This window comes from Pseudoxanthomonas mexicana, from assembly GCF_046736355.1.
GTDB lineage: Bacteria > Pseudomonadota > Gammaproteobacteria > Xanthomonadales > Xanthomonadaceae > Pseudoxanthomonas_A > Pseudoxanthomonas_A mexicana_B.
Genome location: NZ_CP157201.1, coordinates 860422 through 886635, shown reverse-complemented (window position 1 = coordinate 886635; position 26214 = coordinate 860422). Strand labels below are relative to the sequence as shown.

Annotated in this window: 23 protein-coding genes; 7 read left to right on the top strand and 16 right to left on the bottom strand. The window is 69.7% G+C overall.

Annotation, left to right across the window (positions count from 1 at the left end):
• Positions 1-53: 53 nt before the first annotated feature.
• Positions 54-1241, top strand: a complete 1188-nt coding sequence (locus AAG688_RS03950; RefSeq protein WP_411834054.1) for an endo-1,4-beta-xylanase — start codon at positions 54-56, stop codon at positions 1239-1241.
• Here AAG688_RS03950 and AAG688_RS03945 read toward each other — a convergent pair whose 3' ends face one another.
• The 4 genes from AAG688_RS03945 to AAG688_RS03930 all read right to left on the bottom strand — a co-directional run bounded on the left by AAG688_RS03945 (position 1242) and on the right by AAG688_RS03930 (position 8242).
• Positions 1242-2720 (bottom strand): mannitol dehydrogenase family protein, encoded by a 1479-nt coding sequence (locus AAG688_RS03945; protein ID WP_411834053.1) that lies wholly within the window; start codon positions 2718-2720, stop codon positions 1242-1244.
• Between the two features lie 5 nt (positions 2721-2725).
• Entirely contained in the window at positions 2726-3979 is a 1254-nt protein-coding gene (gene manD / locus AAG688_RS03940) for a D-mannonate dehydratase ManD (RefSeq protein WP_411834052.1), read from the bottom strand.
• 148 nt (positions 3980-4127) lie between these two features.
• Positions 4128-6104 (bottom strand): sialate O-acetylesterase, encoded by a 1977-nt coding sequence (locus AAG688_RS03935; protein WP_411834051.1) that lies wholly within the window; start codon positions 6102-6104, stop codon positions 4128-4130.
• Positions 6101-8242, bottom strand: coding sequence for an alpha-glucuronidase family glycosyl hydrolase (locus AAG688_RS03930; protein WP_411834926.1), 2142 nt, complete (start codon positions 8240-8242; stop codon positions 6101-6103). Before AAG688_RS03930 ends, AAG688_RS03935 begins: the two co-directional genes overlap by 4 nt.
• Positions 8243-8502: 260 nt before the next feature.
• Between AAG688_RS03930 and AAG688_RS03925 the strand changes: the two genes are divergently transcribed.
• Positions 8503-9549 carry a LacI family DNA-binding transcriptional regulator gene (locus tag AAG688_RS03925; RefSeq protein WP_411834925.1) on the top strand — a complete coding sequence of 349 codons (1047 nt, stop codon included), beginning with the start codon at positions 8503-8505 and terminating at the stop codon, positions 9547-9549.
• A gap of 99 nt (positions 9550-9648) precedes the next feature.
• On the opposite strand, the gene xylA is transcribed toward AAG688_RS03925, so the two are convergent.
• The 6 genes from xylA to AAG688_RS03895 form a co-directional block, all read right to left on the bottom strand.
• A complete protein-coding gene (xylA, locus tag AAG688_RS03920) occupies positions 9649-10980 on the bottom strand; it encodes a xylose isomerase (protein ID WP_411834050.1) in 1332 nt (443 codons plus the stop codon).
• A gap of 42 nt (positions 10981-11022) precedes the next feature.
• The gene (xylB, locus tag AAG688_RS03915; protein ID WP_411834049.1) at positions 11023-12516 is read right to left on the bottom strand and encodes a xylulokinase; all 1494 of its coding nucleotides are present in this window, start codon (positions 12514-12516) and stop codon (positions 11023-11025) included.
• 402 nt (positions 12517-12918) lie between these two features.
• Positions 12919-14571, bottom strand: a complete 1653-nt coding sequence (locus AAG688_RS03910; RefSeq protein ID WP_411834048.1) for a M28 family metallopeptidase — start codon at positions 14569-14571, stop codon at positions 12919-12921.
• Positions 14572-14617: 46 nt separating this feature from the next.
• Positions 14618-15547: an MBL fold metallo-hydrolase gene (locus AAG688_RS03905; protein WP_411834047.1), complete on the bottom strand. Its 930-nt coding sequence runs from the start codon at positions 15545-15547 to the stop codon at positions 14618-14620.
• An 85-nt stretch (positions 15548-15632) separates the two neighbouring features.
• Positions 15633-15932 (bottom strand): hypothetical protein, encoded by a 300-nt coding sequence (locus AAG688_RS03900; protein WP_411834046.1) that lies wholly within the window; start codon positions 15930-15932, stop codon positions 15633-15635.
• Between the two features lies 1 nt (position 15933).
• Positions 15934-17229, bottom strand: coding sequence for a tryptophan--tRNA ligase (locus AAG688_RS03895; protein WP_411834045.1), 1296 nt, complete (start codon positions 17227-17229; stop codon positions 15934-15936).
• 113 nt (positions 17230-17342) lie between these two features.
• Here AAG688_RS03895 and AAG688_RS03890 point away from each other — a divergent pair, with 113 nt between their 5' ends.
• A complete protein-coding gene (locus AAG688_RS03890; protein ID WP_411834044.1) occupies positions 17343-18161 on the top strand; it encodes a hypothetical protein in 819 nt (272 codons plus the stop codon).
• A gap of 105 nt (positions 18162-18266) precedes the next feature.
• Here AAG688_RS03890 and AAG688_RS03885 read toward each other — a convergent pair whose 3' ends face one another.
• The 4 genes from AAG688_RS03885 to rocF form a co-directional block, all read right to left on the bottom strand.
• A complete protein-coding gene (locus AAG688_RS03885) occupies positions 18267-18470 on the bottom strand; it encodes a CsbD family protein (RefSeq protein WP_411834043.1) in 204 nt (67 codons plus the stop codon).
• 194 nt (positions 18471-18664) lie between these two features.
• A complete protein-coding gene (locus AAG688_RS03880) occupies positions 18665-18796 on the bottom strand; it encodes an entericidin A/B family lipoprotein (RefSeq protein WP_411834042.1) in 132 nt (43 codons plus the stop codon).
• Between the two features lie 89 nt (positions 18797-18885).
• A complete protein-coding gene (locus AAG688_RS03875) occupies positions 18886-19038 on the bottom strand; it encodes an entericidin A/B family lipoprotein (protein ID WP_411834041.1) in 153 nt (50 codons plus the stop codon).
• Positions 19039-19189: 151 nt separating this feature from the next.
• On the bottom strand, positions 19190-20113 hold the full coding sequence (rocF, locus tag AAG688_RS03870) for an arginase (RefSeq protein WP_411834040.1): 924 nt from the start codon (positions 20111-20113) through the stop codon (positions 19190-19192).
• Between the two features lie 170 nt (positions 20114-20283).
• Here rocF and AAG688_RS03865 point away from each other — a divergent pair, with 170 nt between their 5' ends.
• Positions 20284-20889 carry a DUF892 family protein gene (locus tag AAG688_RS03865; protein ID WP_411834039.1) on the top strand — a complete coding sequence of 202 codons (606 nt, stop codon included), beginning with the start codon at positions 20284-20286 and terminating at the stop codon, positions 20887-20889.
• Positions 20890-21122: 233 nt separating this feature from the next.
• Here the strand turns inward: AAG688_RS03865 and AAG688_RS03860 are convergent, their stop codons facing one another.
• The gene (locus AAG688_RS03860) at positions 21123-22286 is read right to left on the bottom strand and encodes a zinc-dependent alcohol dehydrogenase (RefSeq protein WP_411834038.1); all 1164 of its coding nucleotides are present in this window, start codon (positions 22284-22286) and stop codon (positions 21123-21125) included.
• Positions 22287-22704: 418 nt separating this feature from the next.
• Here AAG688_RS03860 and AAG688_RS03855 point away from each other — a divergent pair, with 418 nt between their 5' ends.
• Both AAG688_RS03855 and AAG688_RS03850 read left to right on the top strand, forming a co-directional pair.
• A complete protein-coding gene (locus AAG688_RS03855; protein ID WP_411834037.1) occupies positions 22705-23907 on the top strand; it encodes a tyrosine-type recombinase/integrase in 1203 nt (400 codons plus the stop codon).
• A gap of 130 nt (positions 23908-24037) precedes the next feature.
• Positions 24038-24556, top strand: a complete 519-nt coding sequence (locus tag AAG688_RS03850; protein ID WP_411834036.1) for a hypothetical protein — start codon at positions 24038-24040, stop codon at positions 24554-24556.
• A 92-nt stretch (positions 24557-24648) separates the two neighbouring features.
• Here the strand turns inward: AAG688_RS03850 and AAG688_RS03845 are convergent, their stop codons facing one another.
• On the bottom strand, positions 24649-25164 hold the full coding sequence (locus AAG688_RS03845) for a hypothetical protein (RefSeq protein WP_411834035.1): 516 nt from the start codon (positions 25162-25164) through the stop codon (positions 24649-24651).
• 107 nt (positions 25165-25271) lie between these two features.
• Here AAG688_RS03845 and AAG688_RS03840 point away from each other — a divergent pair, with 107 nt between their 5' ends.
• Positions 25272-26213 carry a hypothetical protein gene (locus AAG688_RS03840; RefSeq protein WP_411834034.1) on the top strand — a complete coding sequence of 314 codons (942 nt, stop codon included), beginning with the start codon at positions 25272-25274 and terminating at the stop codon, positions 26211-26213.
• Position 26214: the final 1 nt, after the last annotated feature.

The window sequence follows — 26214 nt, the reverse complement described above, 5'->3', positions numbered from 1 at the left end:
CAACCAACGCCACCCCCTGCCGTCCTGATTGCCGGCACTGGAGATGCCCCACCATGATCGCCCTGATCCGCCCCGCCCTGCTCGCGCTTGCGATCCTGGCGCCTGCCGGCGACGCGCGGTCTTCCGAACCCGCCACAGGTCTTGCATCACGTGCCGACGCCACGACGTTGCGAAGCGCCTACGCCGACGCCTTCCGCATCGGCACCGCGGTCAACGACGATATCGTGTCCGGCCGTGATGCGCGTTCGCAGGCGCTGGTGCCGCTGCACTTCGATTCGATCACCGCCGAGAACGTGATGAAGGCGGAAGTGCTGCACCCCGAGCCCGGCGTCTGGGACTTTGCCGCCACCGATGCCTTCGTCGCGTTCGGCCGGCGCCACGGCCTGTTCCTGGTCGGCCACACCCTGGTCTGGCACAACCAGACGCCGGACTGGTTCTTCCGCGACGACGCGGGCGCGCCGCTCGCCGCCGATGCGATGGCCGCACGCATGCGCGACTACATCGCCACCGTCGCCGGCCGCTATCGTGGCCGCGTGCAGGCTTGGGACGTGGTCAACGAGATCGTCGGCGAGGACGGCGAATACCGCGACACCGTGTGGACGCGCGCGCTTGGCGATGGCGATGCCGTGGTGCGCGAGGCCTTCGCCGCGGCCGCTCGCGCCGCGCCGGACGCCGAGCTGTACTACAACGACTTCAACACCTGGCGGCCGGAGAAGCGCGCCGGCATCGTGCGCATGGTGAAGATGCTGCAGGCCGCCGGCATCCGCATCGACGGCATCGGCATGCAGGGGCACTGGGGGCTGAACTATCCCTCGCTGGAAGACATCGAGGCCTCCATCGACGCCTACGCCGCGCTGGGCGTGAAGGTGATGATCACCGAACTGGACGTGGACGTGCTGCCGCTGACCCGGGAAGGCCAGGTCATCGGCACCGGCCTGCAGCATCCGCAGTTCCGGTTGCCCGAGTTCGAGCGCTATCTCGATCCCTATCCCGACGGCCTGCCGGATGCCGTGCAGCGGCAATTCGCCGAGCGCTACGCCGAACTGTTCCGCCTGTTCCACCGCAAGCGCGACGTCATCGACCGGGTGACGCTGTGGGGCGTGCACGACGGCATGTCGTGGAAGAACGACTATCCGGTGCCCAACCGCACCAACCATCCGTTGCTGTTCGACCGCGCGCACCGGCCCAAGCCGGCGCTGGAGACGGTGCTGCAAATACCCGCCGAAGCGCAGGCGCGCTAGCTAGCCCCGGCCGGCGACCGCCAGCGCGCCCCGTACCGCATCCGGGCCGGCGTCTCCCAGCGATCGGTACGCATCGCGCAGCGCCGAGGCGAAGCGCGCATCGCCGGACAGCGGCGCGAACACCGTATCGAACGCGAGGAAGGCTTCGACCTCGGCCCGCGCATCGCCGCCGGTTGCGCGCCCGAGCGCGGCCAGCGCATCGCCCAGCGGATCGACCAGTGCCACGCCATCGCGCGCCTGCCGGCGCACGTAGTGCATCCATGCCGCCACCGGCAGGCACAGCCGTTCGATGGGGCGGCCGGCGGCGAGCGCGTCGGCGATGGTGCCGAACAGGCGCACCGGCAGCTTCTGCGAACCGTCCCAGGCGATCTGCGACAGCCGGTGGCCAATGGCCGGATTGCGGAAGCGCGCGAGGATCGCATCGATGTAGGCCTCGGGATCGAAATCTTGCAGCGTCCCCAGGCCGGGCGCGACGTCCTGCCGCATCAGCCGCTCGACGAAGCCGGCCAGCGCGGGTTCGCGCATCGCCTCGGCGACGGTCTCGATGCCCATCAGCGATCCGAGATAGGCCAGCGCCGAGTGCGGGCCGTTGAGCAGGCGCAGCTTGGCGCGATCGTGGCCGGCGATGTCGTCGCTCATCGTCACGCCGGCGCGCTCGAACGCCGGCCGGCCGTTGCAGAAGCGATCCTCGATGACCCATTGCGCGTAAGGCTCGCGCTGGATCGGCCAGGCATCGACGCAGCCCAGTCGGCTGGCGACGCGCTCGCGCAGGGCATCGTCGGTGGCCGGGGTGATGCTGTCCACCATCGAGCGCGGGAACGCGGCTTCGGCGGCGATCCAGCGCGCCAGATCCGCGTCGATGCGCTCAGCGTACTGCAGCACCGCGCGGCGCAGGCGGCCGCCGTTGTCGGCCAGGTTGTCGCAACTCAATACGGTGTACGGCGCCAGGCCGCGCTGCCGGCGCAGGCGCAGGCCGGCGACGAGGTAGCCGATGGCGCCGTCCGGCGCTTCGGGCGATGCGAGATCGTGGACGATTTCCGGATGCCCGAAATCCAGCCCGTCGCCGGCCAGGCAATAGCCCTTCTCGGTGATCGTCAGCGTGACCAGGCGGACGCCGGGATCGGCCAGCCGCGCCAGCACCGCCGCCGGCTCGTCGCGCGCGCACAGCAGCTCGCGCAGCGAACCGATCACGCGCAGCGCCGGCCGCTCGCCCAGCAACGCCAATGTGTAGAGCCCGTCCTGCGGCCGCAGCGCAGCGCGCACGCCGGCGCTGTGCAGCGAGACGCCACAGATCGCCCAGTCCGGCTCGTCGGCGAGCAGGTCGTCGAGGTAGACCGCCTGGTGCGCGCGATGGAACGCACCGGGACCGAAATGCACGATGCCGATGCGCGTGCGGCGGCGGTCGTACGCCGGGCGCGCGATCTCCGCCGGCAGGCCGGGCAGCGTCGCTTCGGAAAGATGCAGTTGGTCGCCGTCCATGCACATCACCAGTCCCACATCGCGCCGTCCTCCAGCCGCGCGATCGGCAGTTGCCTGGGCGCATACGGGTACTTGGCCGCCAGCACCTCGTCGATGTCCACGCCATGACCGGGCGTGTCGCCGACGTGCAGGCGGCCGTCGCGAAAGACGTAGTCGTGCGGGAACACGGCGTCGGTTTCGTGGGCATGGAACATGTATTCCTGGATGCCGAAGTTGGGCACCCAGGTGTCGAAGTGCAGCGCTGCGCCCATCGTCACCGGCGACAGGTCGGTGGCGCCGTGGAAGCCGGTGCGCACCTGGTGCAGCGCGGCGAAGTCGGCCAGCCGGCGGATATGGGTGATGCCGCCGCCGTGGACGATCGTGGTGCGGATGTAGTCGATCAGCTGCTGCTCGATCAGGTGCTTGCAGTCCCAGATCGAATTGAACACCTCGCCCACCGCCAGCGGCGTGACCGAGTGCCGGCGGATCAGCTCGAACGACTGCTGGTTCTCGGCCGGCGTGGCGTCCTCCAGCCAGAACAATCGGTACGGTTCGACGTCGCGCGCCAGTCGCGCCGCCTCGATCGGCGTCAGGCGGTGGTGCACGTCGTGCAGCAGTTCGACGTGGTTGCCGTGATCCTTGCGCAGCCGCTCGAACAGTTGCGGCACGGTCTCCAGGTAGCGCGGGGTGTTCCAGACGGTCTCGGCCGGCAGTTCGCTCTCGGCCGGTTCGTAGGGCTTGCCTTCGCTGGAAATCCCGTAGGCCTTCTTGACGCCGGGCACGCCGCATTGCGCGCGCACCGCCAGGAATCCTTTCTCGATGTACCTGCCGACCTCGTCGCTGGCCTCGGCGACGTCGCGGCCGTTGGCGTGCGCGTAGACCAGCGCGCCCTTGCGCGAACGGCCGCCGAGCAACCGATAGAGCGGCAGGCCGGCCATCTTGCCGAGGATGTCCCACAGCGCCACGTCCACCGCGGCGATGGCGGTCATCGTCACCGGACCGCGCCGCCAGTACGCGCCGCGGTAGAGGAACTGCCACAGATCCTCGATGCGGCCGGCGTCGCGGCCGATCAGGTTGGGCACGACGTGTTCCTGCAGGTAGGCGGCCACCGCCAGTTCGCGGCCGTTGAGCGTGGCGTCGCCCAGGCCGTGCACGCCCGAACGCGTGACGATCTTCAGGGTGACGAAGTTGCGCCCCGGGCAGGTGACGATGACCTTCGCCTCGACGATCTCGCGATCGCAGGTGGAGCCCTGTGCAACGGTTTCGGAATCGGTCGGCATGTTGGTGGCTCGGTGGATTTTCGGATCACGGTGTATTGCCCCCTTCAAGGGGGAGGCCGGGAGGGGGAGGGTGTCCGATTGCGATTGTCTGTACCACGTCGCTGCACCATCCCCACCCAACCCTCCCCTTGAAGGGGAGGGCTTGGTGTCATGGTGGTTCGATGTCCAGTTCGAACGGCCCGGCCGGCAGGCCGTTGCCGTCGAACAGGGTGATCACCGGGCTGTCGGCCCAGCCGTGGCGCACGCGCGTGGCGTCCGCTGCGTTCGCCGCGCGCAGGATCACTTCGTCGCCGCGGATGCGGGCCTCGGCATAGCGGCAGGTACCGGCCTGGGCGCCGCACAGCTCGAAACCGATCGGTCCCTGCGCGCCGTACGCGATCAGGCCGTCGTCGATATCGCCGAAACGCACCACGACCGCATCGCCTTCCCGCCGGGCCGACAACGGCCGCGGGCCGGAGGGCGGCACCGCCTCGCCATAGGCCACGCTTCGCGCCGCGCGCGCGAAGCGGCGGCCGAGTTCCTGCTTGTTGGGCGGATGCACATCGTAGCGATCGCCGATGTCGACGGTCACCGCCAGCCCTGTGTTCGCGTCCTCGTCTGCCACCCGCCGCTGCGCCTCGCGCATTGCGGCCCAGCCGCTCTCGCCGGGGCGCGTCGCCGGCATGCCGTAGCCGGCCAGTTGCGCCACCAGCAGCGGCAGGCGTTCGCCGAAGCGATCGCGCCAGTCGCGGCGCAGCAGGCGCAGCAGATCGCCGTAGCGGTCGGCCTCGAAGGTATTGGATTCGCCCTGGTACCAGAGCGCGCCGCGCAATCCGTAGCGTCCCAGCGGCGCGATCATGCCGTTGTGCAGGGTCGCCAGCCCGGCCGCCGACTGCCAAGGCGCGCGCGGCGGCCAGTCGTGGCCCGGCACGCTGCGGTAGCGCCAGCGCTTGTCCAGCGGCACGACGGTGCCGTCGCGCAGGCGCAGCGCATGCGCCGACGCCGGTCCGGACAGGCCGCCGTCGCGGTAGGTGTCGAGCACGTTGACGGCGACGACATTGTCGCCCTCGCGCAGCAGTCCCTGCGGCAGCGGATATTCGCGCGGCGCGCCGGCGCCGTAGCTGCTGCCGACGGCGCGGCCGTTGACCCAGGTCATGTCCATCTCGTCGACCGGGCCCAGCACCAGCACCGCCTCCTGCGCGGCCTGTCGCGCGGTCAGCGTCACCGTCGTGCGGTACCACATCATGCCGTCGTAGGCGGCCAGTTCCGGCACGTCCCAGCGCTCCCACGCACCGAGTCCGCGTGGCGCATCGCGCCAGCCATCGCCGGTGGCGTGGGCCGTGCTCCAAGGTTCGTCGCCCGCGACCGCATCGACGCGGCCGCGCCACCACCGGCCCCACACCTCGCCCCAGCGCCCGACCGCGGCCACGGGGTCGTCGGCGTACAGCGCCAGCACGTCGAGTTCGTCGTCGTAATGGCCGGTCGTGCGCAGCGCTCCGGCGCGGGTCCACGCCTGGATGCGCGATCCGCCCCAGGACGCGTTGATCAGGCCCATCGGCACCTCGACCGTCTTGCGCAGCTCGCGTGCGAAGTAGTAGCAGGCGGCGGAGAAGTCGCGCACGCTGTCCGGCGTGACCGCCTGCCAGCGCACCGGATCGGGGAACCGTTCCAGCGGCGCCGCGCTGCCCACCTGCGGCACCGTCAACAGGCGGATGCGGTTGTTGGCCGCGCCGGCGATCTCGGCGCGCGCATCCAGCGATCGCCAGACCTGCAGTTCCATGTTCGACTGGCCCGAGCACAGCCAGACGTCGCCGACCAGCACGTCGCCGACGCGCTGGGTGATCGCGCCGGCGCTCGCGGTCAGCACGTGCGGCCCGCCCGCCTTCAGCGCCGGCAGCAGCGCCTCCCAGCGGCCTTCGGCATCGCTGCGCGCGCTTGCGCGCTTGCCCGCCAGCGCGATGGTCACCTGCTCGCCCGGCCGTGCGCGTCCCCAGACCCGGATCGGCTGGTCGCGCTGCAGCACCGCATGGTCCTGGAACATCGGGTGCAGCAGCACCGCTGCATCGTCGGCGCGCGCGGCCGCCGCGCCCGTGCAGGACGCCAACGCCAGCAGCGTGGCGGCCACGCGATGCGGCAGCCGCTTCATCGTCCGTCTCCCGGCGCATGCGGGAATTGCAGCGCCTTGTAGTGTTCCAGCGGATGCGGCGGCGGCGCCTGCCCGGCCGGCAGTGGCCGGCCGGAGAAGGTCTGGAAGTAGGCGATGCTGGCATCGCGCCACCACTGCGCCTCCTTCTGCTGGATCGCCAGGAACGCGGCCACCTGCGCGTGCCGCTCGCCGTCGATGTGCGCGCCCAGCCCGTCCCAGGTCGCGCGCATCCGCTTCACGTAGTCCACCCCGCGCGCGTAGCGATGCACCAGTTCCTCCCACAGCGGGCGTCCCGAGCGCATGCGGTGATCCCACGGCACGTGGTGGAACCACAGCAGGTATTCCTCCGGCACGCGCCCGACGTCGCCGAACCGCCGCGCCACCGGCGGCGCGTACTGCGCCACCGCGTTGCTGCCGCTGGCGCTGCGATCGAAGCCGATGCCTTCGCGCGTGGCGCGGTGGTAGTAGACCGAGGTCCAGTCGGCGCGCGGCCCGCCCTCGACCCACGGCGCGGGGCCGTAGTGGTGCCCGCGGCCCATCAGGTGGTGCAGGCCCAGCGGCGTCATGTAGTCCACCACCGCCTCGCGCGAGCCCATCATCATCTCCACCACCGGCGCGACGAAGGCAGGATCGTTGGAGAACGTCATCCGCGTCCATTCCTCGGCGATGGCGCGCGCGTCCAGCGCGGGATTCCAGGCCAGCCGGCCGAAGGCGTACCAGTTGGCCTGGTCGAAGTGGGAACCGCTCCAGTTGCGATCGCTGCCGATGTTGGCCACGCCGGCCATGCCGGTCAGCGCGTACCGGTGCAGCGATCCGTCGATCACCCGCGCCACCGTCGAGCCCTTGCCGCGCGCATGGGTGTCGGCCTTCAGCACTTCCTCGTACATCGGCCCCAGGTAGGCCAGGTGGGTCGCGAAGCCGAGGTATTCCTTGGTGATCTGCAGTTCCATCATCAGCGGCGTGGACGGCATCGCGCCGAACAGCGGATGGAACGGCTCGCGCGGCTGGAAGTCGATCGCGCCGTTCTTGACCTGCACCATCACGTTGCCGGCGAATGCGCCGTCATGCGGCACGAACTCGCTGTAAGCCTGCCTGGCGCGATCCTCCGGCTCCTCGTGCGAGTAGACGAAGGCGCGCCACATCACGATGCCGCCGTGCGGCGCCAGCGCCTCGGCCAGCAGGTTGGCGCCGTCGGCGTGCGAGCGGCCGTAGTCCTGCGGGCCGGGCTGGCCTTCCGAATTGGCCTTGACCAGGAAGCCGCCGAAATCGGGGACATGCCGGTAGATCTCATCGGCCTTGTCGCGCCACCAGCGGCGCACCGCCGGATCCTGCGGATCGGCCGTCGCCAGCCCGCCGATCTCGATTGGCGCGGAAAAACGCGCGCTCAGATAGACGCGGATGCCGTACGGACGGAACACCCCGGCCAGCGCGGCGACCTTCTCCAGGTACATCGGCGTGAGGATCTGCGCGTTGGCGTTGACGTTGTTGAGCACCGTGCCATTGACGCCGATCGAGGCGTTGGCGCGCGCGTAGTCGGTGTAGCACGGATCGCGCCAGTCCGGCAGTTTGTGCCAGTCCCAGATCGACTGGCCGGCGTAGCCGCGCTCGACGTAGCGATCCAGGTTGTCCCAGTGATTGAGCACGCGGCGCTGCAAGCGCGGCCGCTCGCGAACGTCCAGCCGCGCGATCGGCTGCCCGCCCTGCAGCAGGCGCAGGAAATGGAACGCGCCGTACAGCGCGCCGATGTCCTCGTCGGCCGCGATCACCGTGGCGGCGTGGCCATCGACGACGACGCTGCGGATCAGGTAGCCCTCGCGGCCGAGCCCGCCGGTCTGCAATCCCAGCCGCGCGATCAGCGGCGAGGACGCCGGCGTGCCGACGATTAGCGCGCCGGGCCGGGTGACCGCGGCGGACAGCGGCGGCGCGGCGCCGAGCAATCCCTCGAGTCCGCGCAACAGTTCGGCGCGCGTGGCGGCCTGGGTCGGCGTCGCGTCCCCGGCGACCAGTTGCGATGCCGCCGCGCGATAGGCGTCCGCGTGCTCCGGCGCGAGCGCGCGGTAGCGCAGCCACAGGTCGTAGCCGTCCTCGGCGCGCAGCGGCGGTGCGATCCAGGCCGCCAGCAGCCACACACCAAGCAGGAAAAACGCGCGGCCCGGACAAATCCGGGCGCCACCGCTTCCATCATGGGGCGCTCGCCCCGCTTCTTCTTCGCGGCGCGCGGATGCGCTGTCGCCAGCCTCGTCTGTTATCGCTACCATGACCGCGTCCATCGTTCTCATGCTCCCACCCATGCAGATAATGCTTCCGGCGATCGCCACGCGGGCGGATCCTTTCCGCCGCGCCGTTCGCCGACCCGCGCCATCCGGAGGGCCAGACCTTGGGGAAAGTTAAGAAGTCGATGCGCCGCAAGGGCCACGCGATCACCATCGACGAGGTGGCCTCGCTCGCCAACGTCTCGCCGATGACGGTGTCGCGGGTCGTCAACGGCAACGCCAGCGTGCGCGAATCCACCCGCGAGCGGGTCATGCGCGCGGTGCACGAACTGGGCTACACCCCCAACCTGGCGGCCAGTTCGCTGGCCGCCGCGCAGGGCACGCGGATCGCGCTGATCTACACCAACCCCAGCTCGGCCTACCTGAGCGAGCTGCTGGTCGGCGCCTTGCGCGGCACCGCGCGCACCGCCACCCAGCTGGTCATCGACGCCTGGGACAACCTCGACGCCAAGGCCGAGCGCGACGCGGCGCGCGCGCTGGCCAAGAGCGTGGCCGGCGTGGTCCTGCCGCCGCCGCTGTGCGAGTCCAAGGCGGTGATCTCCGAACTGGTCGGCGCCGGCGTGCCGGTGGTCGCGCTGGCGTCGGGGCGCTTCGACGACGACATCTCGCACGTGCGCATCGATGATTTCCGCGCCAGCAAGGAGATCACCGCGCACCTGATCGCGCTCGGGCACACGCGCATCGGCTACATCAAGGGCCATCCCAACCAGACCGCGAGCACGCGCCGTTTCGAGGGCTTCCAGGCCGCGCTGGGCGAGGCCGGCATCGCGCCGGATCGCACGCTGGTCCAGCAGGGCTACTACACCTACCGCTCGGGACTGGAAGCGGCCGAGAAGCTGCTGGCCCGCAAGCAGGGGCCGACCGCGATCTTCGCCAGCAACGACGACATGGCCGCCGCGGTGGTGTCGGTGGCGCACCGCCGCGGGCTCGACGTGCCGCGCGATCTGTCGGTGGTCGGCTTCGACGACACCTCGGCGGCCACCACCGTGTGGCCCGAATTGACCACCATCCGCCAGCCGATCGCGTCGATGGCCGACTCGGCGATCGACATCCTGCTGCGCAGCATCCGCCGCAAGGAGCAGGCCACCAAGGTGGTGGTCGATCACGTGGTCGCGCACGTGCTGGTCCAGCGCGACTCGGTCGCCGCGCCCGCCGATCCGGCGCGGCGCTGACGCGGCGGTCCCGGCGCGCCGCGCGCTGCAACAGGACGCGGGCGATCGCCGGCGCCGCATCCCGGCTGGCATCGTGGCTTGCACGCGCCGCCCTTGCCGTCAGCGCAGCAGGTACTGGTTGAGCAGGTTCTCGTAGCGCTCCTGCTTGCCGCTGATCTGCTTCGGCCCGGCCTGGCTGCCGGCCAGCGCGGCCAGATCGGCCAGGCTCATGCGGCCCTGGGCGAAATCCTTGCCCGCGCCCACGTCGAAGCTGGCATAGCGCTCGCTGCGCCAACGCTCCCACGGCGAGTCGTGCAGCAGCGCGTGCGCCACCTCCAGCCCGCGCGCGAACGCGTCCATGCCGCCGATGTGGGCGATGAACAGATCCTCCAGGTCGGTCGATTCACGCCGCGCCTTGGCGTCGAAGTTGAGGCCGCCCTCCAGCCCGCCCTGGCGCAGCACCACCATCATCGCGCCGACGGTGTCGTAGAGGTCGGTCGGGAACTGGTCGGTGTCCCAGCCGTTCTGCGGGTTGCCGCGGTTGGCGTCGATGCTGCCGAGCAGGCCGTGGTCGGAGGCCACCTGCAGGTCGTGCTCGAAGGTATGCCCGGACAGCGTGGCGTGGTTGGCCTCGATGTTGAGCTTGAAATCCTTCTCCAGCCCGTGCTCCTTCAGGAAGCCGGCGACGGTGGCGCTGTCGAAGTCGTACTGGTGCTTCATCGGCTCCATCGGCTTGGGCTCGATCAGGAAGTTGCCCTTCAAGCCGATGCTGCGGCCGTAGTCGCGGGCCATCGTCAGGAAGCGCGCCAGGTGCGCCAGTTCACGCTTCATGTCGGTGTTGACCAGCGAGGCATAGCCCTCGCGGCCGCCCCAGAACACGTAGTGCTCACCGCCCAGTTCGACCGTGGCCTCCAGCGCCGCCTTGACCTGCACCGCCGCGCGCGCGACCACCGCAAAGTCCGGATTGGTCGACGCGCCGTTCATGTAGCGCGGGTGCGAGAACAGGTTGGCCGTGCCCCACAGCAGCCTGACGCCGGTGGCGTCCTGGCGCTGTTTGGCCAGCGCGACCATGTGCCGCAGGTTCTTCTCGTACTCGCCGATGTCCTCGGCGTCGGGCGCCAGATCGACATCGTGGAAGCACCAGTACGGCACGCCCAGCTTGGTGAAGAACTCGAACGCGGCGTCCACCTTGGCCTCGGCCGCGGCCATCGGCGCGCCACCGTCCCAGGGGAAGCGGCGCGTGCCCGGGCCGAACGGATCGTGGCCGGCGTTGGTGAAGGTATGCCAGTAGCACACCGCGAAGCGCAGGTGCTCTTCCATCGTCTTGCCGCCGATCCTGCGCCCGGCCTGGTAGACCTTGAAGGCGAGCGGGTTGTCCGAATCGCGCCCCTCGTAGGGAATGCGGCCGATGCCGGGGAAATATTCCTTCGCGCCGATGAATGGATTGCTCATGGTCGGGTCTTCCGTCGTGTCGTGGTGGGAGGGCGCGGCCGGTCAGCCCGCGTAGAGCGGCCGGATCGCGTCCAGATGGGAAAGGAAGCGCCGGTACTGCGCGCGGTAGGCGTCGGTGGCTTCGGCGCGCGGCTGCGCGGCCAGGCGCGGATCCAGGCGCACGTGTGCGGCCGCCAGCGCGGCCAGGTCGGCGCCGGGATCGGACGCGCGCTGGCTGGCCCACAGCGCCTGCAGCGCCGCGCCGAACGCCGCGCCCTCGGCCTGCTCCGGCACGTCGACTGGCAGCCCGAACACGTCGGCCGCCATCTGCCGCCAGGTCGCGCTCTGGCTGCCGCCGCCGGTCAGCCGGATCGCCTCGAAGCGCAGGCCGGCGTCGACGAAGCCGTCGTAGCCGTTCTTCAGGCTGTACAGCGCGCCTTCCATCGCCGCGCGATACAGGTTGGCCGGGGTCAGGTTGGCGGCGGTCATGCCGAACAGGCTGCCGCGGCCGTGCGGTAGGTCCGGCGTGCGCTCGCCGTTGAGGAACGGCAGCATCAGCAGGCCGTCCGCGCCCGGGCGGGTGCCGGCCAGCAGCGCGTCGCCGTCGCGGCTGGGGAAGCCGCACAGCCGCGCGATCGCCTCGGTGGCCACGGTGCAGTTCATCGTGCAGATCAGCGGCAGCCAGCCGCCGGTGGAATCACAGAACGCGGCCCAGCGCGCCGCCTCGTCCACCACCGCATGCCCGGCGTGGGCGAACAGCGTGCCCGAGGTGCCCAGGCTCATGCTCAGCATGCCCGGCGCGACGTTGCCGGTGCCGATCGCGGCCATCATGTTGTCGCCGCCGCCGGCCGAGACGCGCACGCCGCGCGGCAGCCCGAGCTCGTCGGCCACCGCCGCGGCGATCGGGAACAGCGCGTCGGCTTCGACCAGCGGCGGCAGGCAGGCGCGCAGATCGCGGTCCGGATCGGTGGCGGCCAGCATCTGGTCCGACCATTGCCGCCGGCGCACGTCGAGCCAGCCGGTGCCGGAGGCGTCGCCATGCTCCATCCAGCGCTCGCCGGTGAGCCAGAAATTGACGTAGTCGTGCGGCAGCAGGATCGTCGCCAGCTGCGCATAGGCCTGCGAGCGGTGCTCGCGCGTCCACGGCAGCTTGGAAGCGGTGTAGCCGGCCAGGATCGGGTTGCCGGCCAGTTCGATGCAGCGCTGCGCGCCGCCGGCCGCCTGCATGATCTGAGCGCACTGCGGGCCGGTGCTGGTGTCGCACCACAGCTTGGCCGGCGCCAGCACGTTGCCGGCGCGATCCAGCGGCACGAAGCCGTGCTGTTGGCCGGACACGCCGATCGCCTCCACCCGCGCGCGCAGCGCCGGATCCAGCTGGGCGAAGCAGGCGCGGATCGCCTCGATCCACCATTCGGCACGCTGCTCGCGGCTGCCGTCCTCGCCGGCGGCCAGCTCCAGTGGCCGCCCGGCGCCGGCCACCACCTGCCGCGCCTGTGGGTCGTAGGCGACCAGCTTGACGCTCTGGGTGCCGACGTCCAGTCCGATGTACAGGCTCATGCCCCTGTTCCCGCAGCTGGTATTAGCGCTATCGAAAACGTGCGCGGCAATGCCGCGCTGCCGCACGCGGCGCGACGGCGACCGCAGGCAGCACGCGCGCAGGCCGCCGCCGCCGCATGGCCGCCGGGCGCCCGCCCGCATCGGCGGTGGCGGCTTGGCGGGAGGCTTCCGATCGCATGTACCATCATTTTGTTAGCGCTAACATATTGAAGGAATTAAAAATCGCGAACCGTCGGCGCCTTGGGGAAGGTTCCCACCCGAAGCTGCCACCGTGTTGCGATTCGGCCCCTTTGCGGGGATCCGTGCGTGCACTCTACCAGCGATTGCGGAAAAGCCTTGCTGCGCTGCGAAATCAACGCCTGCAGGCAGGCGCGCGAGGCCGTCCGACGCGCCCGCTCGCCCTCAGCGGCGCGCCCCTGCGCTGCGCTCGCGCACCGCGCGGAACTCCGAATCCTCGTCCCACTGCGGCCAGGCATCGCCGTTGGCCAGCGCGTTGCCGAGGTCGTACAGCAGCGTCGCGTCCTGCGCCTGCCCCTCGGCGTTCCAGTCCGCGCGCCACGCATCGCAGGGCTGGTGGTAGCAGTCGGCGAAATAGCGCTCGCGCAGCGCGCGGCCGGCCGCCTCGCCGCCCTCCAGCCGATCCAGCCCGGCGCCGACGGTGATCGCCGGCACCCCGGCGCGGGCGAAGGCGAAGTGATCGGCGCGGTAGAAGAAGCCGGCCTCCAGGTTCGGATCCGGCGAGTAGGTGCGCCCGCGCGCCTGCGCGGCGGCGGCCAGATCCCTTTCCAGCGAGACGCGACCCTTGCCCCAGCTGGCGATGTCGCGGGTCGGGCCGTCCGGGCTGAGCATCTCGATGTTGAGCACGGCGGCGGTCTTCTCCAGCGGCGCCAGCGGATGGGCGGCGTAGTGCAGCGCGCCGAGCAGGCCCTTCTCCTCGGCGGTGAGCGCGACGAACAGCAGCGTGCGCGCCGGGCGCGGGCCGGCGGCGTGCACGCGCGCCAGCTCCAGCACCGCCGCCACGCCGGTGGCGTTGTCGATCGCGCCGTGGCGGACGCGCTCGCCTTGCGCATCGGCCCCGCCGACGCCGAAGGCATCCCAGTGCGCCGAGTAGATCACGGTCTCGTCGGGACGGCGCGCGCCCTCGATGCGGCCGATGACGTTGCGGCTGAGCACGCGCTCGCGGCGCACGTCGAATGCCGCCGACAGCGTCGCATCGCCCAGCGCCACCGGGCGGAAGCCGCGCGTGCGCGCCCGCTGCTTCTCCGCCTCGAAATCCAGTCCTGCGCGCGCGAACAGCGACACCGCCAGATCGCGCTGCAGCCAGCCGCGCAGGTGCGTGTGGTAACGCTGCGCGTCGGCGCGCTCGATGTCGAACACCGGCGACAGGCCCGAGGCGCGCACCGTCGCCCAGCCATAGGCGGCCGGCGCGGTCTCGTGGACGATCAGCACGCCCAGCGCGCCCTGCCGCGCCAGTTCCTCGTACTTGTAGGTCCAGCGGCCGTGATAGGTCATGCCGCGGCCGTCGAAATCGCCCTGCCAGGTCTCGAAATCCGGATCGTTGATCAGCACCACCGCGACCTTGCCGCGCAGGTCGGCGCCCTTGTAGTCGTCCCAGCCGCGCTCGGGCGCGGAGATGCCGTAGCCGACGAACACCAGCGGCGCATCGGCCACCTGCACGCGCGATACCGGCTGCAGCGTCTGCAGCACGATGTCCTCGCCGTTGGCCAGCGCCTGCGCGCCGCCGGCGACCTTCAGCGTGGCCGCGACCGCGCCGTCGACCTGCGCGCGCACCAGCGGCACCGCCTGCGTCCAGCCACCGTCCTCGCCGCCGGGTTGCACGCCGGCGGCGCGGAAGGCCTCGATCAGGTAGGCGACCGTGCGCTCCTCGCCCGCCGTGGCCGGGGCGCGGCCCTCGAACTCGTCCGAGGCCAGCACGCGCACGTGCCGCGAGAGCGCTGCCGCGTCGATGCCGCCGCCGGGGACTTCGGCGCCGGCCGGGATGACGAAGGCGGAAACCAGCAGGCTCAGTGCGATCCGGGTGACGGGCAATCTCATGGGGCATGCTCCGGTGAAGGAAGGAAACTACGGGAATCCGCGCCGCTCAGCGCCTGTCGCGATCCAGCCAGCAGGCCAGTCCCTGCGCGTTGAGCTCGATGTCCATCGCCAGCACCCGGCGCACGCCGGCCTCGTCCAGCGCGCAGCCATGCGCGTGCGCGCGCTCCAGGTACAGCGCCTCCAGCGCGGCGACCAGGCAGCGATGGCGGTCCGGCTGCCCGTCGCAGCTTTGCGCCAGCGCGACCATCGCGTCGATCTGCTCGACCAGATCCCGCCCCAGCCTGTCCACGTCCCCGACCCGGCCGTAGTGGGTCAGGTACATCGCCTGCGGCGAATACGACAGCAGCCGCGCGATCGAGGCCTTCAGCGCCTCCGGCTCGAACTGCACCGGCGAGCTGGTCGGCACCACGAACGCGCCGCGCGCGCTGTCCAGCTCGCGGTAGGACAGCCCGAAGGTGTCGCCGGTGAACCAGCTGCGGCTGCGCGCGTCCCACACGCAGTAGTGGTGGCGCGCGTGGCCGGGCGTGTCGAGGCAGAGCAGTTCGCGGCCGGCCAGCGACAGGGTGAAGCCGTCCTGGGCCACGACCACCCGCTCTTGCGCCACCGGCGCGATCTCGCCGTAGCTGCGCGCCATCTCTTCTTCTCCGTAGACGGCGGTGGCGCCGGCGATCAGCCGCGCCGGATCGATCATGTGCGGCGCGCCGCGCGGGTGCACGACCAGCCGCGCGTTCGGCAGCTCGCGCATCAACGCGCCGGCGCCACCGGCGTGATCCAGGTGCACGTGGGTGACCAGCAGCCAGTCCACGTCCGCCGGCGCCAGGCCGCGCTCGCGCAACGCGGCGAGCAGGCGCGGGACCGCGTGCGAGGTGCCGCAGTCGACGAAGGCCGCGCGGCCCTGCTCGACGATCAGGTAGGCCGCGTCGAAGTGATCACGCAGGAAAGCGGTATCGAGGGTGTGGATGCCATGTTCGCTCATGCGCTTGCGTCGGCTTGCGTTCGAGACCGACGATTTTACCGCCGGCGCGGCGGCGGCACGATGCGGCTTTGGTCGGCAGGCGACGTCAACGGCGCGCGAGCCACCACGCGCGCAGCGGCACCGCCAGCGTCATCACCATCAGGAACGCGCCGTAGGCCACCAGCGTGGCCAGCACCTGCTTCCAGATCGCACCGGTGCCGGCATCCGCCGCGCCGAGCCGGTAGCCCCACAGCATGCCGGCGACGCTGAGCGCGAACGCCACCGCCAGCGCCGCACCGTCGAACAGGCGGCGGCGGCGGTGCCTCGGCTGGCGCGGGAACAGCCAGAACAGCGAGCCCAGCAGCCCGAACCATGGCAGGAACAGCACGATCGCCAGGTACGGCACGTCAGCCCTCGGCCTCGCGCAGCTGCGCCAGCGCGGCCAGCGCCCGCTCGGCGGGCGCATGCAGGACGATCTCCGGCGTCTCCATCGCGTCGGCGCGATCGACCTTCTTCAGCACCGCGATCAGCTCGCCGGCGGCCTTGGGCGAATCGAAGCCCTCGCTCTGGATCAGCAGATCGCCCTGCCCGTCCAGCAGCTTGAAGTAGAAGCGCCCGTCGGACTTCTCGCGGTACTGCTTGAACTGCGGCAGCGCGGCCTTCTCCACCGCCGCGGCCGCCGTCTGCGCGCGCGCGGACAGGTTGCGCAGGCCCACCGCCTGGCGCAGTTCGGCGATGAAAGGCGTGGCGTAGCGCGCGCGCAGCCGCGCCGCGCCGTCGCGCAGGATCTCCTCGATGTCGGCCGGTCGCGCCATCAGCGCCTCGTACTTCTCGCGCAGCGGCGCGACCTCGGCGTCGATCAGCTCGAACAGCGCCTGCTTGGCCTCGCCCCAGCCGATGCCGGCGGCGAAGGCGTCGCGCATGCGCTCGCTGTCCTGCACCGAGGCGAACGCGCGGTGGAGCTGGAACACGTGCGAGCCCTCGGCCTCCTTCGGCTCGCCCGGCGCCCTGGAGTCGGTGACGATCGAGGCGATCAGCTTCTTCAGTTCCGCGCGCGGGGCGAACAGCGGGATGGTGTTGTCGTAGCTCTTGCTCATCTTGCGCCCGTCCAGGCCGGGCAGCGTGGCCACGTTCTCCTCGATCACCACTTCCGGCAGGGTGAAGTAGTCGCCGCCGAACAGGTGGTTGAAGCGCTGGCCGAAATCGCGCGCCATCTCGATGTGCTGGATCTGGTCGCGCCCCACCGGCACCTTGTCGGCGTTGAAGATCAGGATGTCGGCGGCCATCAGCACCGGGTACATGAACAACCCGGCGGTGATGCCGGCGTCGTCGTCCTCGCCCTCGGCGCGGTTCTTGTCCACCGCCGCCTTGTAGGCGTGCGCGCGGTTGAGGATGCCCTTGCCGGCCACGCAGGTCAGCAGCCAGGTCAGCTCCGGGATCTCGGGGATGTCGCTCTGCCGGTAGAACCACACCTTGTCCGGCTCCAGCCCGCAGGCCAGCCAGGTCGCGGCGATCTCCAGCGTCGAGCGCTGCACGCGCGCCGGATCCTGCACCTTGATCAGCGCGTGGTAGTCGGCGAGGAAGTAGAAGCTCTCGACGCCTTCGCTGCGGCTGGCGGCGATGGCCGGGCGGATGGCGCCGACGTAGTTGCCCAGGTGCGGCGTGCCGGAGGTGGTGATGCCAGTGAGGACGCGGGTGGTCATTGCGAGGGTTTTCTGGAAAGCCTGAACCGGCGCAGTTTAACCGCTGGCGGCGCAACCCCGCCGCGCACCGCCGTGCGTTGAGCCGTGGGAGTCCCCTTCGATGGAGAATCCCGATGCGCCGCCTCCCCCCGCTTGCGCTGCTGCTGGCCGTGCTCTCGCTGGCCGCCTGCCTGCCCGTCCTGGCCCGACCGTTAGTGCAGCTGGACCTGGTCGATCGCGATACCGGCCAGTGGCTGCCGTCCCAGCCGCATCGCGGCGAACGCTGGATCGCCGGCGATCCCGGCCACCGCTACGCCGTGCGCCTGACCAACACCAGCGGCGAGCGCGTGCTGGTGGTGCTGTCGGTCGACGGCGTCAACGCGATCACCGGCCAGATCGCATCGCCGTCGCAGGCCGGCTACGTGATCGGGCCGTGGGAAAGCGCCGAGATCACCGGCTGGCGCAAGTCGATGGGCGAGGTGGCGCAGTTCGTGTTCAGCGCGCCGCACGACAGCTATGCCTCGCGCACCGGACGACCGCGCAACGTCGGCGTGATCGGCATCGCCGTGTACACCGAGGCCGCGCCCCACCGGCAGCCGCCCTCGGCGCCGCCGATCGCCGGTGCGCAGGCGCGCGCGGCGCAGGAAGCCGCGGCTGCCACGGACGACGGCCAGGCCCGGCGCGCGGCATCGGCCGACGCCTACGGCATGCCCGCTCCTTCCGCGCCACCCGGCATCGGCACCGGGCATGGCGCGCGCGAGTCGTCGTGGACGCAGCGCACCCACTTCGTCCGCAGCGCCCGCCCCGCGCAGATCGAGCAACTGCGCTACGACACCCGCGAGAACCTGATCGCCCGCGGCATCCTGCGCGAGCGGCGCATGCCCCCGTGGCCGCGCCCGGCGCCGCAGGCGTTCCCGCAAGGCTTCGTCGCCGATCCGCCGTACCGGCGCTGACGGGTCGTGCCGCCGCCTGCCGCGCGGAAACGAAAACGGCAACGGACCCGAAGGTCCGTTGCCGCTCCGGCCCGCAGGCCGGCGATGCCCTGCCGGTATCGAAGGTCAATCGCGCAGGCTGCGCTCGAAGTCGCGCACCTCGCTGGCGGCGCGATCGCGATCCCAGCCATAGCGCTCCTGCAGTTTGCCGGTCAGGTATTCGGCGTTGCCCTCGGCGACGGTGAAGTCGTCGTCGGTCAGGTCGCCCCACTTGGCCTGGATCTTGCCCTTGAGCTGCTTCCAGTTGCCGGCGATGGTGTCCTTGTTCATGGATGTCTCCTCTCGGATGCAACGGCGGGAGTTGCCGCCGGCACAGGCTCGCATCCCTCGCGTTCCCAGCGAATCAAGCCGGCGTCAACGCGGCATTACCAGCGCATCAAGAACGCATTCACCCCGGCGCGCCGCGCAAGCAAAAGGCCGGGTTTCCCCGGCCTTTCGTGCGGAATGCATGGCGGCGAAGCGGCCTACTTGGCCGCATCCTCGACCTTCTCGCCGACCTTCTGCACGTCCTTGCCGGCGCCGGCCACGGTGTTGCAGGCGGACAGCAGGGCCATCGAGAACAGCGCCAGCATCACCAGGGAAAGGGAACGCTTCATGGTGGACTCCTCGGGGAATGGGATGGAAGGAACCGCGGCAACCGCCGTCGCCGCGGGATTGGCGCGGCCGCGGATCGCGGCCGCAACCGTCAGCACTTGCCGTCGCTGCAATCCTGGGCCTTGTCCTCGACCTTTTCTCCCGCCTTCTGCATATCCTTGCCCGCGCCGGCCACGGTGTTGCAGCCGGAAAGCACCGCCACCGAAAACAGCGACATCAGAAACAACGCCATCAAACGCTTCATGCCTGGACTCCTGGTTGGATAGGGAGCGGCTGCCTGGCGTTTTCCCCCTGCGTTGGCGGCGCCAGCGGCCTGCGCGAAGACATTAACCGGCGGTGATGTGGAAGCCGGGTGAAGCCGGCCGGCGCCGTTCAGTCCGCAATCACCGCATGCCTCAGTCGCGCATCAGCGTGGACTTGCCGAACAGGCTCTCGACCAGGTCCACCGCCAGCATGGCGGTGCGGTTGCGGCGATCCAGCACCGGGTTCAGCTCGACGATGTCCAGCGATCCCATCCGCCCGCTGTCGGCGATCATCTCCATCACCAGTTGCGCCTCGCGGTAGTTGGGACCGCCCGGCACGGTGGTGCCGACGCCGGGCGCGATGCTGGGATCGAGGAAGTCCACGTCGAAGCTGACGTGCAGGTGGGTGTCGGCGTCCACCCCGGCCAGCGCCGCCTCCATCGTGCGCTTCATGCCCACCTCGTCGATGTAGCGCATGTCGTAGACGTCGACGGCGTGTTCCTTGATCAGCCGCTTTTCCTCCGGATCCACCGAGCGGATGCCGATCTGCCGCACCATCGCCGGCGTGATCGCCGGCGCGTCGCCGCCGAGCCGGGTCAGCTCGTCCGGGCCGATGCCGCACAGGCAGGCCACCGGCATGCCGTGGATGTTGCCCGACGGGGTGACCTGGCGGGTGTTGAAGTCCGAATGCGCGTCCAGCCACAGCACGCGCAGCTTCTTGCCGGCCTGCCGGCAGTGGCGCGCCACCGCGGTGATGCTGCCGATTGCCAGGCAGTGATCCCCGCCCAGCATGATCGGCAGGCGGCCGCGCGCCAGCTCGGCGGCGGTGGCCTCCATCAGCGCGCGGTTCCACGCCACCACCTCGGCAAGATGGCGGTAGCCCTGCACCGGCTCCACCCAGGGATTGCGCGGACCCTCGACGTTGCCGACGTCCTCCACCTGCAGGCCGCGCGCGGCCAGCGCCTCGCCCAGCCCGGCGATGCGCAGCGCTTCCGGCCCCATGCGCGCGCCACGGTGCCCGGCACCGACGTCGGTCGGCACGCCGATCAGGGAAACGGGCGGGAAGGTTCGGCTCATCGGCTCTCTCCGTGCAGGCAGGCGGGCCACAGAGTCTAGACGGTTGCGATGGAAACCGATGCGGCGGCGCAACCGGCGAGGGCCGGGGGCCGCCCGTGCGCGTCCTCACGATCTCTTCGCCGGCCGGCTCCTAGCGTGGGTGCCCCCACCCTTACCGGCAGGCGATCCCAATGGCGCGTTCACGCACGAGCAGCGATCAGGTCCACGAACTCCTCCTCCAGGCACTGGAGACCGAGCGTGGCGGCATCCAGGTCTACACGGCCGCGGTCGAGGCCGCCGTCAACGAGGACCTGAAGAAGGAATGGCAGGAATACCTCGAGGAAACCCGCACCCACGAACAGGTGCTCACCCGCGTCTTCGAGCAACTGGGCATGGATACCGAGGAGCAGAGCCCGGGGCGCGCCATCGTCGCCCACCACGGCAAGTCGCTGGTCAAGGCCATCGAGATGGCGATGGCGCAGGCAGATCCCGCCGCCGCCGAACTGGTCGCGGCCGAATGCGTGGTGCTGGCCGAAACCAAGGATCACCAGAACTGGGAACTGATCGGCCGCGTGGTCGAACAGGGCGGCAAGCACGCCAAGGTGCTCAAGGCCGCCTACGACGCGGTCGAGGAGGACGAGGACCACCACCTCTACCACACGATGGGCTGGTGCCGGGAACTGTGGATCCAGAGCCTGGGCATGCCGGCGGTGCTGCCGCCGCCGGAGGAAGTCCGGAACGTCGAGACCGCGATCGGCGCATCGCGCGCCGAGCAGGCGCGCGACACCATGCTCTGAACTGCCGGCGCGCATCCGCCCACTCCGATCGGGCGGCACGCAGCGGACAAGGAATGGCCCCGATGATCGGGGCCACGTCATGGACTGCCGATTCCGGCACGAAGGCCTCCGACACGCGCCTACCCTTCTCCTTCTCCCGCAAGCGGGAGAAGGTGCCCCGCAGGGGCGGATGAGGGCGCTCCCCGCGCGTCCGGTTCCTCCATCGCGGTCTGGCATGAAGAATCCGGGTGCCCTCACGGCGTCAGCACGACCTTGCGGCAGTCCTCCTCCTTCCCGTCGAAGATCGCATAGGCCCGCGCGGCCTCGGCCAGCGGCAGCCGGTGGGTGATGATGGCCTGCGGGTCGAGGCGGCCGTTGCCGATGTGCTCGAGCAGTTCCGGCATCAGCTTCTGCACGTGGGTCTGGCCCATCTTGAAGGTCAGGCCCTTGTCGAACGCGTCGCCGAACAGGAAGCCGTGGATGAAGCCGGCGTACACGCCCGGCACGCTGACCGTGCCGCAGCGGCGCGTGGCCGCGATGCACTGGCGCAGCGCGGCGCCGCTGCTGCCCTCCAGCTTGAGCGTGGTCAGCGCGGTTTCCAGCCGGCTGCCCTTGGCCTCGAAACCCACCGCGTCGATCGACACGTCGACGCCGCGCCCCTGCGTCTGCTCGACGATGATTCCGGCCGGGTCGTCCTGCTCGTCGAAATCGATGGGGATGACGCCGTAGGCGCGCTGCGCGAACTGCAGCCGGTACGGATGGTGATCGACCATGAATATCTCCGCCGCGCCCAGCATGCGGCAGCAGGCCGCGGCCATCAGCCCGACCGGGCCGGCGCCGAAGATGGCGACCGTGCTGCCCGCGCCGACGCCGGCGTCCACGGCCGCCTGGTAGCCGGTGGGCAGGATGTCGGACAGGAACAGCACCTGCTCGTCGGGCAGCGCGTCGGGCACCGCGAACGGCCCCACGTTGGCCATCGGCACGCGCACGTACTCGGCCTGGCCGCCGGCGACGCCGCCGTAGAGATGGCTGTAGCCGAACAGCGCGGCCGGCGGCCGGATGCCCTTCTGGTTCATCGCCGCGCCCTTGCCGGTGTTGGTGGTCTCGCAGGCCGAGTATTCGTCGAGCCGGCAATGGAAGCACTGCCCGCAGGCGATCACGAACGGGATGACCACGCGATCGCCCTTGCGCACCGCGGTGACCCCGGGGCCGGCGTCCTCGACGATGCCCATGAACTCGTGGCCGAGGATGTCGCCATCGTGCACCTCGGGAATCTTGCCGCGATACAGGTGCAGGTCGGATCCGCAGATCGCCGTGGCGGTGACGCGCAGGATGATGTCGTCGGGCTGGAGCAGGACGGGATCGGGGACCGATTCGACGCGGACGTCCTTGGAACCGTGGTACGTGAGGGCTTTCATCGAACGTTTCCTGTGAGATAGGAAACGCCATCCTTCGCTTCATGCGGTGGACACGACGTGACAGGCGCGCGCGACATCGTGCCGGCATTCACGCCGAGGCAGCTTATTCCGCATGCCATTACCGCAGCGCCGGGGATCACCCGTTTCATGCTCGCGCCGGTCGGGAACCTTCATGGTCCCCGGCGCACGGATCTGGGGGGATGGTGCCGGCAGCAGGAATCGAACCCGCGACCTACTGATTACAAATCGGCACGCGGATAGCTTGCCATGATTTGAAATCGGATGGCCTAAGTGCGCTTACAACAAGGGAAAACCACGACCTAATGAGGCTTCAGGGGCACTTACGGCGCGACTGAACACGGCAGCTTGTGGTGCGAAACCGTGTCCGTGCCGTGGCCCCGCCACCCACGGAGCCAGCATGAAGTCGAAGATCACCCAGTCCCTCGTCGAGCGCAGCCCCACCCCCGAGCGCGGCAAGTCTATCCTCCACGCGGACACCGAGATGCGCGGGTTCTACCTCATCGTCACGCCCACGAAGCGCAGCTTCTACGTGCAGTCGCTCGTCAACGGGCGGCAGGTGCGCACGAAGCTGGGCGACCACCCGGCGCTCGACGCGAAGCAGGCCCGCGACATGGCGCGAGGCGTCCTCGTCGGGATGCGCGGCGGCGTCAACCCGAACGAGGAGCGACGCCGGGCGCGTGCGCGCGGGATCACCCTGCGCGAGGCGCTCGACCTCCACCTGGCGGCAAAGCCGCTGTCCCCGAGGACCAAGGACGACTACCGCTACAACTGCGAGCAGTACCTGTCCGACTGGCTCGACCGCCCGCTGGCCGAGCTCGGCGCGGACCGCTCGGGCGTGCGCGACAGGCACCGCAGGATCACCGAGCGGCACGGTGCGCCCTCGGCGGACAACGCCTTCCGCATCTTCCGGGCCGTGTACAACCGAGGCCTGCGGGAGCACCCGGACCTGCCGCCGAACCCCTGCGGGAACGTGGACTACCACGGGCTGCGGCGCCGCAAGGTGGACGCCCCGACGGACAGGCTCAGGGCGTGGGGCAAGGCGGTGCTCGGCCTCCACCCGGTGCGGCGGGACCTGCACCTGTTCATGGTGCTCACCGGCATGCGGCGCACGTCGGCCTGCGAGGCACGAGCATCCGACCTGGACCTCGCCTCCGGGCGCCTGCACGTGCCCAAGCCCAAGGGCGGATCGACCCGCGCGTTCGACCTGCCGCTGTCCGGGCCGCTCGCCGACCTGCTCGGCCACCGCGCCGAGGAGAACCCGCGCCTGCACCGCAAGACTCCGTGGCTGTTCCCCGCCGAGTCGAAGTCGGGCCACGTCGCCGAGGTCGCGCAGCACGAGCTGGACGGTCTGACGGGACACGCCCTGCGGCACACGTTCGCCACGCTCGCCGTGCAGGCCGGCGTCCCGCTGCTCGAGCTGAAGTACCTGCTCAACCACGCGGCGAGCAACGTCACGATGGGCTACATCCACGTCGGTCCCGAGCACCTACGCAAGCACCAGGAGGCGGCGTCGCGCTACATCCTCGAACAGCTCGGCCTCGAATGGACCGAGGGCGAGTGGCCTCCTCACCTCGCAAGCACGCACGCTGGTGCGTTGTAAATAAACGTTCCTCGGAACTGTCGGGAAGGCGGCAGTTCCAGCATTCGTTTACATACGGCGTCGAAAAGTGTGCTTAGCATTCCTCACCAGCTGGTCGCCCGATCAGTGACAACCAACTGGGAAAATGCACATGAGCCAGAACCGAAACATCGAAACGAACACCAAGGCCGTGGCTGGTATCTACGAGTTCGCTCGCTACCAATTGTTTGCGGTCGCGATCGATCTTGCACCCTCGGAAACCGGCGGCTCCACAGAGCGCCTCGTCTCGGCCTGGAAGCTGATGCCGACGAGTATCCTCAGTGACAGAGACCATGACGACGACGAGGGCTGGGTACTCCTCGAGGCGGTGAAGAAGGACCTCGACGAGGCGACTGCCCTGCGCGGGTTCGGCGCGGACGTACTCGACTGCCACGCGGAGTACGACTGGTACCGTTACTACATCGATTTGGCGGACGTCTACGGCGCAGAGGACTGGCCGACCGCCGCGCTGACTGACTACCTGCGCGGATTCGAGGGCATGCACGAACTCCATGCACGCGTCACGGCTGCCCTCGTGTGGGAGAAGGCGAAGCACCTCTACAACGCCCAGAAGGCGGATGACCCCGAAGCTCAAGTCCCCGTCATGACGCCTGAGGAAGCGGCCGCCTGATCCGCAGTCGTCGCGCGACGCATCATAAGGCGATGAAATGAAAGGGCCACCGTGACGGTGGCCCTTTTTTCGTACACGACGGGAGAACGGCGTCAGTCGTCAGATGGCGCGGGCTCGACCACCCGGACGGTGGACAGCGCCTCGGCCGACTGCCCCTCGTCCATGTCTGCCGGGTGGTGCTTCTGACGCGGCGGCACCTCGACGCCCTTCTTGCGCATGTCGTTGGCATACCACCGAACGCTCTTCGCGGTCGCCGCCGCGCCCGCGATCTGCGCGTTGACCATCTCCGCGATGAGCGCGTGCGGGTGACCGGCCGGGTCCATCAGAATCGCGCGTGCGAGCGCGCCCACGCCGAGGCCGCGCGGCTTCTTCTCGGCGGCTTCGGGCGCCTCGGCGGCCTCGGCCTTCGGCTCTGCGCGCTGCGCGGTCGCCTTGGGCTTCTTCGGCTGCCCGAACGAGGCCAGGTCGATGTTCTTGTCGGCCGCGACCTGCTCGATCCGGGCGACGAGCTTCGTCCGCGTCGCGAAAGTCTTGGGTCCTGCGGGCTTGTCGGCGATGCGGTTGTGCAGCGCGAGCAGTTCCTTGGTGGGCATCTCTTCCAGCTTCATGGCGCTCTCCTACGTGTGGGTGGACACATAGGCATTAGGTCGCGATACGCTGGGTTCGGGAGCCCCCCGCCCCTTTACGGACCCTTGGACGACAATCCGGTGCCCTTATGGCTGAGCAGATATACAACGTCTTTCTCTTCTTTGACGCCAAGGACCTATGCTCCGTGGCGGGCTATGCCACCCACCTACACGAAGGCTCAGACCAGGAAGGGATCGACTTCTTACGGCAGCGAGTCGACGCGGACCTCGCCCTTGCCCAAAAGGTTCCACTCTCAAGACCATTCACAAGGTCCGAGTACAACGCGAGGTGTCGAATTGGAGAGGGCCACCATCTTTACGATGAGTTGTTTGTGCAAACGGGTGCTGGCGCGGCCCCACTTTTCGTGTCGACGCCTGTTCTAGATGGGAAGACCCACTTCAATTACAGCTCCGAGCATGGGGATCTGGATGTGAACGAGGTTTCAGAGAAGTTGGGGGAACCCGGCGTCATGGTGGATTGGCTGCGAAAGTACGCCAGTGACGATGGAATCAACTTCTCCCAGCTCATCCACGATGACTACTTCTTGGCGATCAAGTTGACCTTCAACGCAGGCCTATATGTATCTGCGATGAAACTTCTTGTCTGCTGCATCGACAGCTTGGCGTACATCGAGTACGGAGACGACCGGGGAGCCTTCGTGAAATGGATGGAGGCTTATTGCGATCTAGCACCGCTGGGCATAACGGCCGCAGAGCTCTGGGGACTACGCAACGGCATACTTCACATGACGAACCTCAATTCCTCAAGTGTGCTGAAGGGCCAAGTCCGCCGAATATCTTTCCGGGTTGGAGATTCCCCGGAAATCCCGCGCGATGTTGGAGGCGTCTACTACTTTGACTTCCTCGGGCTCGTGCACGCTTTCGCTCAGGCCCAGGCTCGCTGGATCGAGAGCTACAACGATGACCGAGGCAAGTTCGCCAAGTTCGTGGAGCGGTACGACGAGACGATCTCGGATAGCAGAGTCGCAGTCGCGCACTTGGGTGACGGCGGGTTCGCAACAGCACCCTAAC